The organism is Leisingera sp. ABM4_103 (assembly GCF_056158685.1).
In genome coordinates this window covers 1977126-1989928 of sequence record NZ_JBSWTU010000005.1, presented here as the reverse complement: position 1 = coordinate 1989928, position 12803 = coordinate 1977126, and the positions used below count along the sequence as shown (strand labels likewise).

The following is a 12803-nucleotide window of genomic DNA, read 5'->3' as shown; positions in this document are numbered from 1 at the left end:
ATGGAAGGCCACGTTTAGGAGGCCAATGTGACATTCACGCGATACGCGATCTATTACGCCCCGCCCGCCGAAGCGGAATGGAGCCGGTTTGGCGCCAGCTGGCTGGGCTGGGACATGGCGGCGGGCCGCAGCCTGCCCCAACCGGAGGGAACCGGGCTGGAGCTGTCCGCGATCACGGAGGTTCCGCGCAAATACGGGCTGCACGCCACCCTGAAGCCGCCAATGCGCCTTGCCGAAGGACAAACCCAGTCCGGTCTTGAGGCTGCCTGCGCAGAACTGGCCGCGACGCAAACACCGGTCTCGCTGGACGGGCTGCATCTTGCCCGGCTTGGCCGCTTCCTGGCCCTGCGCCCCACAGGCGATGAGGCGGCGCTGAACTCCCTGGCCGCCGCTTGCGTGACGGAGCTGGACCGTTTCCGTGCGCCGCCGGCCCAAGCCGAACTGGACCGCCGCCGAGGCGCAGGCCTGAGCCCGGAACAGGACGAAAACCTGAACCTCTGGGGCTACCCATTTGTTCTGGAGCAGTTCCGGTTTCACATCACGCTCACAGGCAAGCTGCCCAAACCGGATCTGCCGGCGGTCGAGGCGGCTCTTGAAGAGCGTCTGATCCCGCTGCTCCCGGCACCGCTGATAATCCGCGACATCGTACTGGCGGGCGAAGGACCTGACGGAAGGTTTCACCTGATCCACCGCTACGCCCTTTCCGGCTGAAGGCCTGCCAGAGCGGCCGTGACGGCCGCGCTGAGCGCGCCGCTGTTGTCGACCTCATGCACCCTGCGCAGCCCGTCCGGCAAGGGCTTGACGGCCCGGGCCAGACGGCGCTGAACCTCTTCGGCACCTTCCCGCCCGCGGGCAGACAGCCTCTCGGCCAGCACCTCTGGCCGCGCAGTCACCGACAGCACGATGAAATTGCCGAACACCTCCTGCGCCTCCAGCAGCACAGCGCGGGAGAGGTTCACCAGCACTCCGCCCGCACCTTCCCGCACCAATTCGATGTCACGCGGGATGCCGTAGTGCAGGCCATGCGCCTGCCAGTGCAAGGCAAAGACATCATTCTCCGCGAGGGCGGAAAACTCGGCCTCCGTGACCGCGTGGTAGTCCTCCCCGCCGGCCTCCGGCGCGCGGGTGATCACCCGCCGCATCAGCCGCAACTGAGGGCCGGACACCGCCAGGGCAGACATCAAACTGTCCTTGCCCACCCCCGATGGCCCGACCACCGCGATGACGGGCCCCTTTTCAGCGGGCCCGCTCATGCCGCGGCCTGGGGCGCATAGCCCGACACATCCACGAACCGGTCGCAAACCTGCTGGCGCGCCGCCTCGTCGTGGAAGATACCAATGATCGCCGCCCCGCGCGCCTTGGCGCCTTCGATCAAGCCCAGAACGGTAGCGCGGTTCTGCGCATCCAGGCTGGCCGTGGGTTCATCCAGCAGCAGCGCCGGGTAGCCATAGGCAAAACCGCGGGCAATGTTCACCCGCTGCTGCTCCCCCCCGGAGAAGGTCGTGGGGCTGAGGCTCCATAGGCGTTCGGGGATGTTGAGCTGCGCGAGCAGCGAAGCCGCCTTGTCGCGCGCCTGCTCCAGCGGCGTACCGACGGCCAGCAGCGGCTCGGCCACCACATCCAGTGCCGGCACCCGCGGCACCACCCGCAGAAACTGGCTGACATAGCCCAAAGTCTCGCGGCGCAGTTTCAGGATTTCACGCGGCTCGGCCTTGGCAACATCGACGCCGCCGACCATGACACTGCCGGAAGCTGCCAGATAGTTGCCGTAGATCACCCGCATCAAGGTGGACTTGCCCGCCCCAGAGGCACCGGTCAGCCCCACGCATTCGCCCGGTTTCACGGTCAGGCTGGCGTTTTCCATCACCGGGATCACCGCGCTGCCCTGATTGTGCAGGGTGAAGCTCTTGCTCACGTTGTTCAGTTCAATCATCGCCCCGTCCTCAGACTTGCAGCACACTGGAGACCAGCAGTTGGGTATAGGCGTGCTGGGGATCGTCCAGCACCTGATCGGTCAGCCCGGTTTCAACCACCTGGCCGTCCTTCATCACCATCAGCCGGTCCGCCAGCAGGCGCACAACGGCCAGATCATGGGTCACGATAATCGCGCTCAGCCCCATCTCGCGCACCAGCCCGCGCAACAGGTCCAGAAGCCGCGCCTGCACGGACACATCCAGGCCTCCGGTCGGTTCGTCCATAAACACCAGCCGCGGGCCGGTCACCAGGTTGCGGGCAATCTGCAACCGCTGCTGCATGCCCCCGGAAAAGGCCGAAGGCCGGTCGTCAATACGGCTTTCGGAGATCTCGACCCGGCCCAGCCAGTCGACTGCCCGCTCACGGATCGAACCATAGTGCCGGTCGCCCACGGCCATCAGCCGCTCACCGATATTGCCGCCGGCCGAGACAGACATTCGCAGCCCGTCGCGGGCGTGCTGATGCACAAAGGCCCAGTCGGTCCGGCCCAGCATCCGCCGTTCCGGCTCAGACATGGTGACTGTGTCCACAGGTCCGTCCGCACGGGTGTCAAAGATGACCTCCCCCCGGTCCGGCGTCAGATGGCCTGCCAGGCTGTTCAGCAGGGTCGATTTGCCCGAACCGCTTTCACCCACAACCCCCATCACCTCGCCTGGGTAGAGATCGAAGCTCACACCAGTGCAGCCGATCCGTGCGCCATAAAGCTTGGCAACGTTTTTCACTTGCAGCAAAGGCGTCATCACGCGGCCTCCTTACCCAGACGGCCGCTGTGGCCTGCGTCGCGCCGGGAACGGCAGTAATCGGTATCTGAGCAGACGAACATCCGGTTGCCCGCGTCGTCCAGGATCACTTCATCCAGATAACTGTCCTGCGCCCCGCACAGGTCGCAGGCATGATCCGCCTTGCTGGCCTCGAACGGGTAATCCTCGAAATCCAGCGACACGACTTTGGTGTAGGGCGGCACTGCATAGATACGCTGCTCCCGGCCCGCGCCGAACAGCTGGATCGCCGCCATCTCCATCTTAGGGTTGTCGAACTTCGGGATCGGCGACGGGTCCATCACATAACGCCCCTCCACCTTCACCGGATAGGCATAGGCAGTGGCAATCGCGCCATGCTGCGAGATGTCTTCATAGAGTTTCACGTGCATCAGCCCGTATTCCTGCAAAGCATGCATCTTGCGGGTTTCGGTCTCCCGCGGCTCCAGAAAGCGCAGCGGCTCCGGGATCGGCACTTGGTAGACCAGGATCTGATCTTCGGTCAGCTCCGCCTCGGGAATCCGGTGGCGGGTCTGGATGACGCTGGCCCTTTCGGTTTCCTCAGTGGTCGCAACCCCCGCTGTTTTTTCAAAGAACTTGCGGATCGAGACCGCGTTGGTGGTGTCATCGGCGCCTTGGTCGATCACTTTCAGCGTGTCGTCCGGTGTCAGCGTGGCAGCCGAGACCTGCACCCCGCCGGTGCCCCAGCCGTAAGGCATCGGCATCTCCCGGCTGGCGAAGGGCACCTGATAGCCCGGCACCGCCAGCCCTTTGAGGATCGCCCGGCGGATCATCCGCTTGGTCTGTTCGTCAAGGTATGCAAAGTTGTAGTCGGTCATTCCGCAGCCTCCCGTGCCGCCAGCGTCTCTGCCAATTCCGCCGCTTCCCGGCGCAGTTTGCGGACCAATTCCAGCTCGGACTGGAAATCCACGTAATGCGGCAGCTTGATGTGCTCCAAAAAGCCGGTGGCCTGGATGTTGTCGGCGTGGCTCAGGACAAACTCCTCGTCTTGCGCGGCGGCACCGACATTGTCCTCGCCCAGTTCCTCCCAGCGCAGCGCGCGGTCGACCAGCGCCATGGCGATGGACTTGCGCTCTGACTGGCCGAAAACCAGCCCGTAGCCGCGGGTGAACTGCGGCGGCACTGTCTTGGAACCCTTGAACTGGTTCACCGTCTCGCATTCGGTCAGTTCCACCTCGCCGATTTCGATCGCAAAGCCCAGCTCCGGGATTTCCATTTCCACCGGCACCTTTCCGATCCGCAGTTCACCGACAAAGGCATGGTTGCGCGCATAGCCGCGCTGGGTGGAATAAGCCATGCCCAGGATGAACCCCTCGTCGCCGCGGGTGAGCGATTGCAGCCGCACCGCGCGGCCCGCCGGGAAGGACATCGGCTCACGCGTCAGATCGCCCGGAACCGCGTCCGAGGCCGGCTCCCGCTCGATGATGTCCTCTCCTTGCAAAAACTCAGCAATATGCGGCGTGGCCGCCTTGCGCGGCTCCGCGGCCGGTGCCTCGGGCACCTCACCTTCGGCGGCCAGTTTAAAGTCCAGAAGGCGGTGGGTGTAGTCAAACGTCGGTCCCAGCACCTGCCCTCCCGGCGCGTCCTTGAAGGTTGCCGAGATCCTGCGGTCGCATGCCATCTCCCCGGTCTCCACTGGCTGCGAATAGCCAAACCGCGGCAGGGTCGTGCGGTAGGCCCGGATCAGAAAGACCGCCTCGATCAGATCCCCGCGGGACTGCTTGATCGCTAGCGCCGCAAGGTCCGGATCGTAGAGCGAGCCTTCCGCCATCACCCGGTTCACCGCCAGGCTGAGCTGCTCGCGGATCTGAGCGAGGGAGAGTTCCCCCACATCCTTGTCGCCGCGGCGCTCCTCAGCCAGCCAGGCATGAGCGTTTTCAATGGCGCGCTCGCCGCCCTTGACTGCAACATACATAAGCTCAGGCCTCCGCGGTTACTTGCGTTGAACGCGGCAGCGCAGCCACCTGCGATCCCGCTGTGAAGAAGACGTCCACGCCCAGCGGGTAGAGAGCCGCGTTGTTCTGAAACGCAGCCAGCTCCGGCAGTTGCATCCGGGCGGTGTCCTTGATGCCGGGGCCGCGCAGCACCGCGTTGGGTGAAGCAAAGCCGGGTGTTTCGACAATCAGGGTGGCCGAGCGGTCGGGGTATTCCGGGCTACCGATGCGGAAGCGGTCGAGCGGCGCCAGCGCTGCCCAGCCGCCGAGCGCGAAATCCGCTTGCTCCGCCGGCACAATCGGCGCGCCGGTGTGGAATGCCAGCCAGCCTTGCAAGGCCTCGCTGTCCACATCCGGCGCCAGGTAGACACCGGTTTCCGGGTCACACAAGGCCAGCAGCAGGCTGCCCGCCGCGATCGAGATCCCATCTGGCGGTACAGCTCCGGTGATGTCCTGGACTTGGCCGGGCCGGGCCATCGCATTCATCGCCGCACGGAAGGCATGTGCTGCAGCCACCGGGGGATTGCTGAAGCCGCCCGCATATACGGCATTCCGGGGTTGCAAGCTCATCAATCCTCTCCCCGCACCATAGTGAAAAACTCGACCTTGGTCGCTGCCGCCTTGGCTGCGCGCCCGTCCTTTTGCGCTTGCCGCGCTGCGGCCAGAGGCGCCAGCACCGCCGCGCGCAGGCCTGCCGCAGCACTGGTTTGCATCAGCGCATCGACCTTGGCGGCAATCGTTGCCTTGGCCTTGCTGCGGCCCTGCACGTAACCGTGGCCAATGGTGCCATCCTCCAGCGACAGCGCACACCGCGTTACGGTCATCTCACCGAGGTTGAAGGGTGCACCGGAACCGCCCATGCGGCCCCTCACCATGACACCGCCGGCCTCAGGCACGCGCAGCCATTCACAAGCGGGATCGGTCCCGTAGGTTTGCCACAGCTCAGCAAGCCGGGCCTCATCAGCAGTGGCCAGAAGGCTCATCCAGCCTTTGCGGTCCTCTGCGGGAAAAGTGGGTTTCATCTGTCTATGCCTCTTGGCCGGGTTGTCTATTTTTACTATACAACTAGACAAATGTTAGCCGAGTCGCCTCGGCCGGCGCAATCCCAGACTTGTGAAAGTTCCGTGACATGGCCCGCACACCCGTTTGGAAATCCATCGCCATCGCCCTGACAGACGATATTGCACAGGGCCGGTACGCGACCGGCGGCAAGCTGCCGGCAGAGGCGCAGCTGGCGGCCCGGTTCGGTGTCAACCGCCACACCGTGCGCCGCGCACTGGCGGAGATGGCAGAGCAGGGCCTGGTGCATTCCCGCCGCGGTGCAGGGGTGTTCGTGGCCGCCAGGCCAACCGACTACCCGATCGGCAAGCGGGTGCGGTTCCATCAAAACCTGACACGCGAGGGGCGGACTCCGGCCAAGAAAATGCTGATGCTGGAAACCCGCGCCGCCGGGCTGCGCGAGGCGGAAGCGCTGGGGCTGGAGGCGGGAGATCCGGTGCATGTCTATGACGGCCTCTCGCTGGCCGACGGCCAGCCCATCGCCCTGGCCCAGGCGGTGTTTCCCGCCGCGCGGCTGCCAGGGCTGCGCGACGCGCTGGAGGCGGACAGCTCAATCACCGAGGCCCTGAAGCGCTGCGGGATCGAGGACTATACCCGCCTGGAAACCCGCATCGCTGCCAAGCTCGCCACCGCCACCCAGGCGCTGCATCTGCACATCAGCGAAGGGGCCCCCATCCTGCGCACCACGTCTGTCAGCGTGGACACAGCCGGAATCCCGATCGAGTTCGGCCGCACATGGTTTGCGGGCGACCGGGTGACGCTGACGGTTGGCGGCGAAACCTGACGCGGAATGCTCCCGCCTGCTCCGGTGCAATTGAAATTGCCACTCACAGTTGGCATAGCGCCGCGCTGACGCGCGGCGCGGCAGTTCTCCCAAAAGCCGAGTCAAATGCTGTACCAGCAGCCGTACACCAGGCCAGTTCACCCTTCACGCGGTGGGGGGGCGGATCGGATTCGGCACAGCGCTTCGGGGCACACACCTCACCGAAGCACGGGACCGCACCGCGCGCAGCGCGGTGCTGCGCCCAACCATTCAGGGCATCTGTGATGTCCGGAATGGGCGGGAGTGCCTGCGCTGCCTTACTGTTCGGCGTTAAAAATAAATAGCGTCTCGCCGTTGATCCGGTAACCGTTGATCAGGTCCCTTGCCTTGTCCGAGACCAGCCAGCTTTCCAGCTGCATCGCCAGCCCGTTCTTCACGTGGCCATGCTTTTCCGGGTTCACCGGGATGTAAGCGTATTGGTTAAACAGCACCGGGTCGCCCGAAAACAGCAGCGCCAGTCCGGCCTTGTTGCCAAAGTTCAGCCAGCTGGCCCGGTCCGACATGATGTAGGCGTCCATGCCCGCCGCCGTGTTCAACGCAGCACCCATGCCAGAGCCAACCGCCCGGTACCACTCGCCAAACCCCTCGGGCTCCAGCCCCGCAGCCTTCCACAGTGACAGCTCTTTCTTGTGGGTGCCGCTGTCATCGCCGCGGCTAACGAAGGAGGCGTCCGCCCCGGCAATCTTCTGCAGCGCAGCCGCCGCGTCCTCAGAACCGGCTACCCCGGCGGCATCGCCTTTGGGGCCGATGAAGACAAAGTCATTGTACATGATCTCTCGCCGGTGGGTGCCGTTGCCGCCCGCCAGAAACTTCTCCTCGGCCGTCTTGGAGTGCACCAGGATCGCGTCCACGTCGCCCGCCTCGCCAAGACGGATCGCCTGGCCGGTGCCAACCACCAGCAGCTGCACATCCAGACCCAGATCCTTCTTGATCTCCGGCAGCAGGATCTCCGCCAGCCCGGAATTGTGGAAGGAGGTCGTCACCGCCATCTTCATCTCTTCAGCCAGCACGGCAGAGGCAAAGGCCATGGATGCAATGGCACCAAAAATCAAACGTTTCATTCGACAATATCTCCGTTCAGAAAGGCACGCCCCTGCGGCGTTTGGGGCCCGGCAAAGAAATCCTCCGCCGGGCTGAATTCGTGGATGCGGCCGCCCAGGACAAAGATCACCTCATCCGCCAGCCGCCGCGCCTGCCCCATGTTGTGGGTGGACATGATGAGCCGCGTGCCGCTTCCGGCGGCATGGGCCAGGATCTCCTCGATCTCGCGGGTGGCGCGCCCGTCCAATGCGGCGCAGGGCTCGTCCAGGAAGAGGACATCCGGCTCGCGCACCAGGGCCCGGGCCAGCGCCAGCTTCTGCCGCTCACCACCCGACAGCATCGTGGCCTGACGCTGCAGGATCCTCCCCAGGCCGACACGGGCCGCCCAGTCCGCCGCCCGCGTGCGCGCCTCGCGGCGGCCGGTGCCCGTCAGCCGCAACGGATAGGCAATGTTATCGATCACCGTACGGCGCATCATCACCGGGGTCTGGAACACAAACGCCTGCCGCTTCTGCGCTTCTTCCAGCGGGCAGGCCCAGTCGAGGCTGCCGCCGTTCATCCGTACAATGCCATGCAGCATTTTCAGCAGCGTGGTTTTGCCCGCCCCGTTAGGGCCGATGACGATAGAGGTTCCCTGCCCGCCAAGCGTCAGATCGACCGGCCCGACCAGCACCTTGCCGCGGCGGCGCACCTGGGCGCCCTGGGCCACCAGCGGGAACATCTGCATCACCAGCGCCCCTCACTCTCGGTGCGGCCCAGCCAGTGGATCGCCAGGTTGACCGCAATCGCCAGGGCAATCAGCACAAACCCAAGCCCCAGCGCCATGGCGAACTCCCCTTTGCCGGTCTCCAGCGCAATCGCAGTGGTCAGCACCCGGGTGGCATGGTCGATGTTGCCGCCCACCACCATGATCGCGCCCACCTCGCCGATCGCGCGGCCAAAACCCGCCAGCGCGGCGGTCAGCAGTGCCCGGCGGCCATCCCATAACAGCGTCTGGATGCGCTGGAATTGGGTGGCATTCATCGAGATCAGCAGATCGTGGTAATCGCTCCACAGCTCCCGAAGCGACTGATGCGCGACCGAGGCCACCAGCGGCACCACGATGATCACCTGCGCGATGATCATCGCCGTGGGTGTGAACAGCAGGCCAAAGACACCGAACGGTCCGGCCCGGGACAGGAACACGTAAACCACCAGCCCTACAACCACCGGCGGCAGCCCCATCAGCGCATTCAGCACCGCAATCGTGGCGCGGCGCAGCCGGAACCGGCGCACCGCCAGAAAGGCCGCCAGCGGCAGCGCAATGGCACAGGCGATGGCCAGAGCGGTCAGCGTCACCCGCAAGGAGCGCAGGGTGATCTCCACCAGATCCGCGTCCAGCGTCACCAGCAGCCAAAAGGCCTGGCACAGTCCTGCCCACAGATCATTCATCGCGTCCGGTCGCTCTCCCAAGGGGCCCCAATTCAGCCCGGTTTAACATGGCTTTGCACGGCTCAAAATCACAGGACAGGACGCCGGGACAGCCAAAAACGGCACTCCGGCTGGAAATTTATGCCCTTGATCCCCATCTTTGAAACACAAGCGTCCTGAAGATGCCGCCTGTTAGCGCCAAATCACCGCATTTGCGTGCAAAACCCGACACGCGTGCTTGCGTGCGCGTTTTGAACGTGAAACAACCCCCGCCCAAAGTGTCACCCCGGACGCAACCTTGAGGAACCGCCATGTTCGACCTGCAATCCATGCGGGATCAGCTCGCCGCCCACTATGATCTGGCCCCTAACCCGGCCCTGGCCGAACAGATGGCAGATGTCTACGCCCGCATGAACCGCGTGGTGAACCCCATCGAATGGGCCACCCATGCGCCTTATGTTGCGGCCATCCTGGAGCTGAAGAAGCAGCGCAACGCGGTGATTCTGGCGCATAATTACATGACGCCCGAAATCTATCACGGCATCTCGGATGTGGTCGGCGACAGCTTGCAGCTGGCGATCGAGGCCACCCGGGTCGAGGCAGACGTGATCGTCCAGTGCGGCGTGCATTTCATGGCCGAAACCTCCAAGATCCTGAGCCCGGAGAAAACCGTGCTGATCCCCGACATGGAGGCAGGCTGCTCGCTGGCCGAAAGCATCACCGCCGAAGGCGTCGCCGAAATGCGCCGCCGCTACCCGGGCGCGCCGGTGGTCACCTATGTCAACACCACCGCTGAGGTGAAAGCCGCGTCGGACATCTGCTGCACCTCCTCCAACGCGGCGCAGATCGTTGCAGCGATGGAAGAAGACACCATCATCATGACGCCGGACCAGTATCTGGCGCAGAACATCGCCCAGCAGGTTCCGGAAAAGAACATCGTCTGGTGGGAGGGCTCCTGCATCGTGCATGAGCAGTACACCGCCAAGGACCTGCGCGACTTCCGCGAATGGAACCCGGGCACCCGGCTGATCGCCCACCCGGAATGCCCGCCCGACGTGGTGGCCGAGGCTGACTTCTCCGGCTCGACCAGCGGCATCGTGAAATACGTGACCGACGAAAAGCCGGAAAAGGCGCTGCTGATCACCGAATGCTCGATGGCCTCGAACATCGCCGATCAGCTGCCCGAGGTGGAGTTTGTCGGCCCCTGCAACATGTGCCCCTACATGAAGAAGATCACGCTGGAGAAAGTGCTGTGGTCGCTGCACACCATGACCGAGCCGGTCGAGGTGGATCCCGAAGTGGCCGACAAGGCCCGCGTGGCAGTGCAGCGGATGATCGACCTCAGCCAAAAACTGGGCATCTGATCCGTGATCGAAACCGGCCGTATCGTCATTGCCGGCGCAGGTCTGGGCGCGCTTTACGCCGCGCTTGAGCTGGCACCCCGGCCGGTTCTGGTGATCTCCCCCGAGACCTTGGGCGAGGGCGCAAGTTCGGCCTGGGCGCAGGGCGGCGTGGCTGCCGCCATGGCCAACCATGACACGCCTGAGGCCCACGCCGCCGATACCCTGCAGGCGGGTGCCGGCACGGTCGACCCCGAGGTCGCCGCCATGGTCACCCGGGTGGCGCGTGAACACATCATTGATCTCACCGAGCTCGGCACCCCCTTCGACCGCGACGCGGACGGGAACTACGTGATGAGCCGCGAGGCCGCCCATTCCGCCGCCCGCGTGGTGCGGGTAAAGGGCGATCAGGCCGGTGATCAGATCATGCGGACACTGATTGCCGCCGTGCGCGCAGCTCCCTCTGTTCAGGTTCTGGAAAACACCCAGGCCGTGCGGCTGGAGACCGAGGGCAGTTCCGTCACCGGCATCTGGATCACCCGCGCCGATGCGCCTTCTGCCCCGGTGCTGATCAAGGCGCCCGGCGTGCTGCTGGCGGGCGGAGGCTCCGGCGGGCTTTATGCCCACACCACCAACCCGCCCCGCATCCGCGGACAGGTGATCGGTTTTGCCGCCCGCGCCGGCGCCTGTATCGCCGACCCGGAATTTGTGCAATTCCACCCCACCGCCTTTGACATCGGCGAAGACCCGGCACCGCTGGCAACCGAAGCCCTGCGCGGCGAGGGTGCGGTGCTGATCAATGCAGACGGTGAGCGCTTTATGCTGGCCGCCCACCCCGACGCCGAGCTTGCCCCCCGCGACATTGTCGCCCGCGCAATCTTTGCCGAAACACAAGCCGGCCGCCGCCCGATGCTCGACACACGTGAAGCATTGGGCGCAGAGGTGCTGACCCGCTTCCCCACCGTGGCCGAAACCTGCGCCCGTGCCGGCATCGACCCCGTACAGGAGCCGATCCCCGTTGCCGTCGCTGCCCATTACCACATGGGCGGAGTGGAGGCGGACATGAATGGCCGCACCAGCCTGGCAAATCTCTGGGTCTGCGGCGAGGCATCCTCTACCGGTCTGCACGGCGCCAACCGGCTCGCCTCCAACGGCCTTCTGGAAGCGCTGGTCTATGCCCGCAACGCCGCACAGGACATGGCGTCATTGGACACCCCATCAGACGCCGAAGAGGTCCACCCCAGCTTTCCCAAGGGCGGGCAGGACCTGGACCCGGCCGCGCTGAAGACCTTGCGCGAAACCATGACCGCCCACGCCGGCGTCCGCCGGACTGGCGCAGGCCTGAAACAGGCGCTCGCCGCCATTGCCCGGCTCGAGGGTGAACAGTCCGCAGACGAGAATTTTCTCAACATGTGCGCCACCGCCACGCTAATTGCCGCCGCTGCGCTGAGGCGCGAAGAAAGCCGCGGCGGCCACTTCCGCGACGACTTCCCCGAAGCCGACCCGGCGCAGGCCCATCGCACCCGCATCACTCTGGACGAGGCCTTGGCCATCCGCGCCGAGGTTCAAAAGGAACTGACATGAGCACCCAATTCGCCACCCTGCCCGACCTGATCCTTGAACCGATGGTGCGTGCCGCATTGATGGAGGATCTGGGCCAGAACGGCGACATCACGACCCGCGCGGTAATCCCGGCCGCCGCTACCTACTCCGCCCGCCTGAACGCCCGCGAGGACGGTGTGGTTTCCGGCATGCAGATCGCCCGTATCGCCTTTCACCTGGTGGACGCCGGGCTGAAAGTCGAGACCCTGCTCCCCGACGGCAGCCCTTGCAAGAAGGGCGACACGCTGATGACCATCGAAGGCTCCGCCGCTTCGATCCTGTCGGGTGAGCGCGTCGCACTGAACTTTGCCGGCCTGCTGACCGGCATCGCCACGCTGACCGCCGCCTTTGCCGCCGAAACCAGGGGCACCGCCACCCGCATCACCTGCACCCGCAAAACCACCCCGGGGCTGCGCATCGCAGAGAAGCAAGCCGTGCTGCACGGCGGCGGCTACAACCACCGCTTCGGCCTGTCGGAGGCGATCCTGATCAAGGACAACCACATCGCGGCCGCCGGCGGGGTCAAAGCGGTGCTGGAAGCCGCAAAGGCCAGCGTCAGCCATATGATGAAGGTGGAAATCGAGGTCGACACTCTGGACCAGCTTGCTGAAGTGATCGCCACCGGCGGTGCCGACGTGGTGCTGCTCGACAATATGGACACCCCCACACTGGCCAAGGCAGTGGAGATGGCCAAGGGCCATGTCGTCACTGAGGCTTCCGGCAGCATGCGGCTGGAGCGCATTGCCGAAGTGGCGGCAACCGGGGTCGACTACATCTCGTCGGGCGCGCTCACCCACTCGGCACGCACCCTGGATTTGGGTCTCGACTTCTGAACTTACCC

Annotated in this window: 15 protein-coding genes; 5 read left to right on the top strand and 10 right to left on the bottom strand. The window is 65.1% G+C overall.

Annotated elements, in window-relative coordinates:
- Nucleotides 1–27 precede the first annotated feature (27 nt).
- Nucleotides 28–711 (top strand): DUF1045 domain-containing protein, encoded by a 684-nt coding sequence (locus ACXAED_RS11300; RefSeq protein WP_475049732.1) that lies wholly within the window; start codon nt 28–30, stop codon nt 709–711.
- On the opposite strand, the gene phnN is transcribed toward ACXAED_RS11300, so the two are convergent.
- Genes phnN through phnG form a run of 7 tightly spaced genes read right to left on the bottom strand, consistent with a single transcriptional unit; the run spans nt 693 to nt 5709 of the window.
- Entirely contained in the window at nt 693–1253 is a 561-nt protein-coding gene (phnN, locus tag ACXAED_RS11295) for a phosphonate metabolism protein/1,5-bisphosphokinase (PRPP-forming) PhnN (protein ID WP_475049730.1), read from the bottom strand. The two genes, ACXAED_RS11300 and phnN, sit on opposite strands and share 19 nt — an antisense overlap.
- Nucleotides 1250–1933, bottom strand: coding sequence for a phosphonate C-P lyase system protein PhnL (phnL, locus tag ACXAED_RS11290; RefSeq protein ID WP_475049727.1), 684 nt, complete (start codon nt 1931–1933; stop codon nt 1250–1252). The genes phnN and phnL overlap by 4 nt, the downstream gene beginning before the upstream one ends.
- A gap of 10 nt (nt 1934–1943) precedes the next feature.
- On the bottom strand, nt 1944–2714 hold the full coding sequence (gene phnK, locus ACXAED_RS11285; protein ID WP_475049724.1) for a phosphonate C-P lyase system protein PhnK: 771 nt from the start codon (nt 2712–2714) through the stop codon (nt 1944–1946).
- Nucleotides 2714–3571 (bottom strand): alpha-D-ribose 1-methylphosphonate 5-phosphate C-P-lyase PhnJ, encoded by an 858-nt coding sequence (locus tag ACXAED_RS11280; RefSeq protein WP_475049721.1) that lies wholly within the window; start codon nt 3569–3571, stop codon nt 2714–2716. Before ACXAED_RS11280 ends, phnK begins: the two co-directional genes overlap by 1 nt.
- Nucleotides 3568–4668, bottom strand: coding sequence for a carbon-phosphorus lyase complex subunit (locus tag ACXAED_RS11275; RefSeq protein WP_475049719.1), 1101 nt, complete (start codon nt 4666–4668; stop codon nt 3568–3570). Before ACXAED_RS11275 ends, ACXAED_RS11280 begins: the two co-directional genes overlap by 4 nt.
- A 4-nt stretch (nt 4669–4672) precedes the next feature.
- Nucleotides 4673–5257 (bottom strand): phosphonate C-P lyase system protein PhnH, encoded by a 585-nt coding sequence (phnH, locus tag ACXAED_RS11270; RefSeq protein ID WP_475049718.1) that lies wholly within the window; start codon nt 5255–5257, stop codon nt 4673–4675.
- Nucleotides 5257–5709, bottom strand: a complete 453-nt coding sequence (gene phnG, locus ACXAED_RS11265; RefSeq protein WP_475049717.1) for a phosphonate C-P lyase system protein PhnG — start codon at nt 5707–5709, stop codon at nt 5257–5259. Before phnG ends, phnH begins: the two co-directional genes overlap by 1 nt.
- A gap of 107 nt (nt 5710–5816) precedes the next feature.
- Between phnG and phnF the strand changes: the two genes are divergently transcribed.
- Nucleotides 5817–6530 carry a phosphonate metabolism transcriptional regulator PhnF gene (gene phnF / locus ACXAED_RS11260; RefSeq protein WP_475049714.1) on the top strand — a complete coding sequence of 238 codons (714 nt, stop codon included), beginning with the start codon at nt 5817–5819 and terminating at the stop codon, nt 6528–6530.
- A 296-nt stretch (nt 6531–6826) separates the two neighbouring features.
- Here the strand turns inward: phnF and ACXAED_RS11255 are convergent, their stop codons facing one another.
- From ACXAED_RS11255 to ACXAED_RS11245, 3 genes are read right to left on the bottom strand one after another with little or no spacing between them, the layout of a single operon-like run.
- Nucleotides 6827–7630 carry an ABC transporter substrate-binding protein gene (locus ACXAED_RS11255; RefSeq protein WP_475049712.1) on the bottom strand — a complete coding sequence of 268 codons (804 nt, stop codon included), beginning with the start codon at nt 7628–7630 and terminating at the stop codon, nt 6827–6829.
- A complete protein-coding gene (locus ACXAED_RS11250) occupies nt 7627–8337 on the bottom strand; it encodes an ATP-binding cassette domain-containing protein (RefSeq protein WP_475049710.1) in 711 nt (236 codons plus the stop codon). The genes ACXAED_RS11255 and ACXAED_RS11250 overlap by 4 nt, the downstream gene beginning before the upstream one ends.
- On the bottom strand, nt 8337–9041 hold the full coding sequence (locus ACXAED_RS11245) for an ABC transporter permease (protein WP_475049709.1): 705 nt from the start codon (nt 9039–9041) through the stop codon (nt 8337–8339). The genes ACXAED_RS11250 and ACXAED_RS11245 overlap by 1 nt, the downstream gene beginning before the upstream one ends.
- 290 nt (nt 9042–9331) lie before the next feature.
- On the opposite strand from ACXAED_RS11245, the gene nadA reads away from it, so the two are divergent.
- Genes nadA through nadC form a run of 3 tightly spaced genes read left to right on the top strand, consistent with a single transcriptional unit; the run spans nt 9332 to nt 12795 of the window.
- Nucleotides 9332–10384, top strand: a complete 1053-nt coding sequence (gene nadA, locus ACXAED_RS11240; RefSeq protein ID WP_475049707.1) for a quinolinate synthase NadA — start codon at nt 9332–9334, stop codon at nt 10382–10384.
- A gap of 3 nt (nt 10385–10387) precedes the next feature.
- On the top strand, nt 10388–11944 hold the full coding sequence (locus tag ACXAED_RS11235) for an L-aspartate oxidase (protein ID WP_475049705.1): 1557 nt from the start codon (nt 10388–10390) through the stop codon (nt 11942–11944).
- A complete protein-coding gene (gene nadC, locus ACXAED_RS11230; protein WP_475049704.1) occupies nt 11941–12795 on the top strand; it encodes a carboxylating nicotinate-nucleotide diphosphorylase in 855 nt (284 codons plus the stop codon). The genes ACXAED_RS11235 and nadC overlap by 4 nt, the downstream gene beginning before the upstream one ends.
- The last annotated feature ends 8 nt before the right edge of the window (nt 12796–12803 follow it).

Coding starts and splice junctions, on each gene's coding strand:
- phnN (WP_475049730.1), bottom strand. CDS start 1,253: ATGAGCGGGCCCGCTGAAAAGGGGCCCGTCATCGCGGTGGTCGGGCCA.
- phnL (WP_475049727.1), bottom strand. CDS start 1,933: ATGATTGAACTGAACAACGTGAGCAAGAGCTTCACCCTGCACAATCAG.
- phnK (WP_475049724.1), bottom strand. CDS start 2,714: ATGACGCCTTTGCTGCAAGTGAAAAACGTTGCCAAGCTTTATGGCGCA.
- ACXAED_RS11280 (WP_475049721.1), bottom strand. CDS start 3,571: ATGACCGACTACAACTTTGCATACCTTGACGAACAGACCAAGCGGATG.
- ACXAED_RS11275 (WP_475049719.1), bottom strand. CDS start 4,668: ATGTATGTTGCAGTCAAGGGCGGCGAGCGCGCCATTGAAAACGCTCAT.
- phnH (WP_475049718.1), bottom strand. CDS start 5,257: ATGAGCTTGCAACCCCGGAATGCCGTATATGCGGGCGGCTTCAGCAAT.
- phnG (WP_475049717.1), bottom strand. CDS start 5,709: ATGAAACCCACTTTTCCCGCAGAGGACCGCAAAGGCTGGATGAGCCTT.
- phnF (WP_475049714.1), top strand. CDS start 5,817: ATGGCCCGCACACCCGTTTGGAAATCCATCGCCATCGCCCTGACAGAC.
- ACXAED_RS11255 (WP_475049712.1), bottom strand. CDS start 7,630: ATGAAACGTTTGATTTTTGGTGCCATTGCATCCATGGCCTTTGCCTCT.
- ACXAED_RS11250 (WP_475049710.1), bottom strand. CDS start 8,337: ATGCAGATGTTCCCGCTGGTGGCCCAGGGCGCCCAGGTGCGCCGCCGC.
- ACXAED_RS11245 (WP_475049709.1), bottom strand. CDS start 9,041: ATGAATGATCTGTGGGCAGGACTGTGCCAGGCCTTTTGGCTGCTGGTG.
- nadA (WP_475049707.1), top strand. CDS start 9,332: ATGTTCGACCTGCAATCCATGCGGGATCAGCTCGCCGCCCACTATGAT.
- nadC (WP_475049704.1), top strand. CDS start 11,941: ATGAGCACCCAATTCGCCACCCTGCCCGACCTGATCCTTGAACCGATG.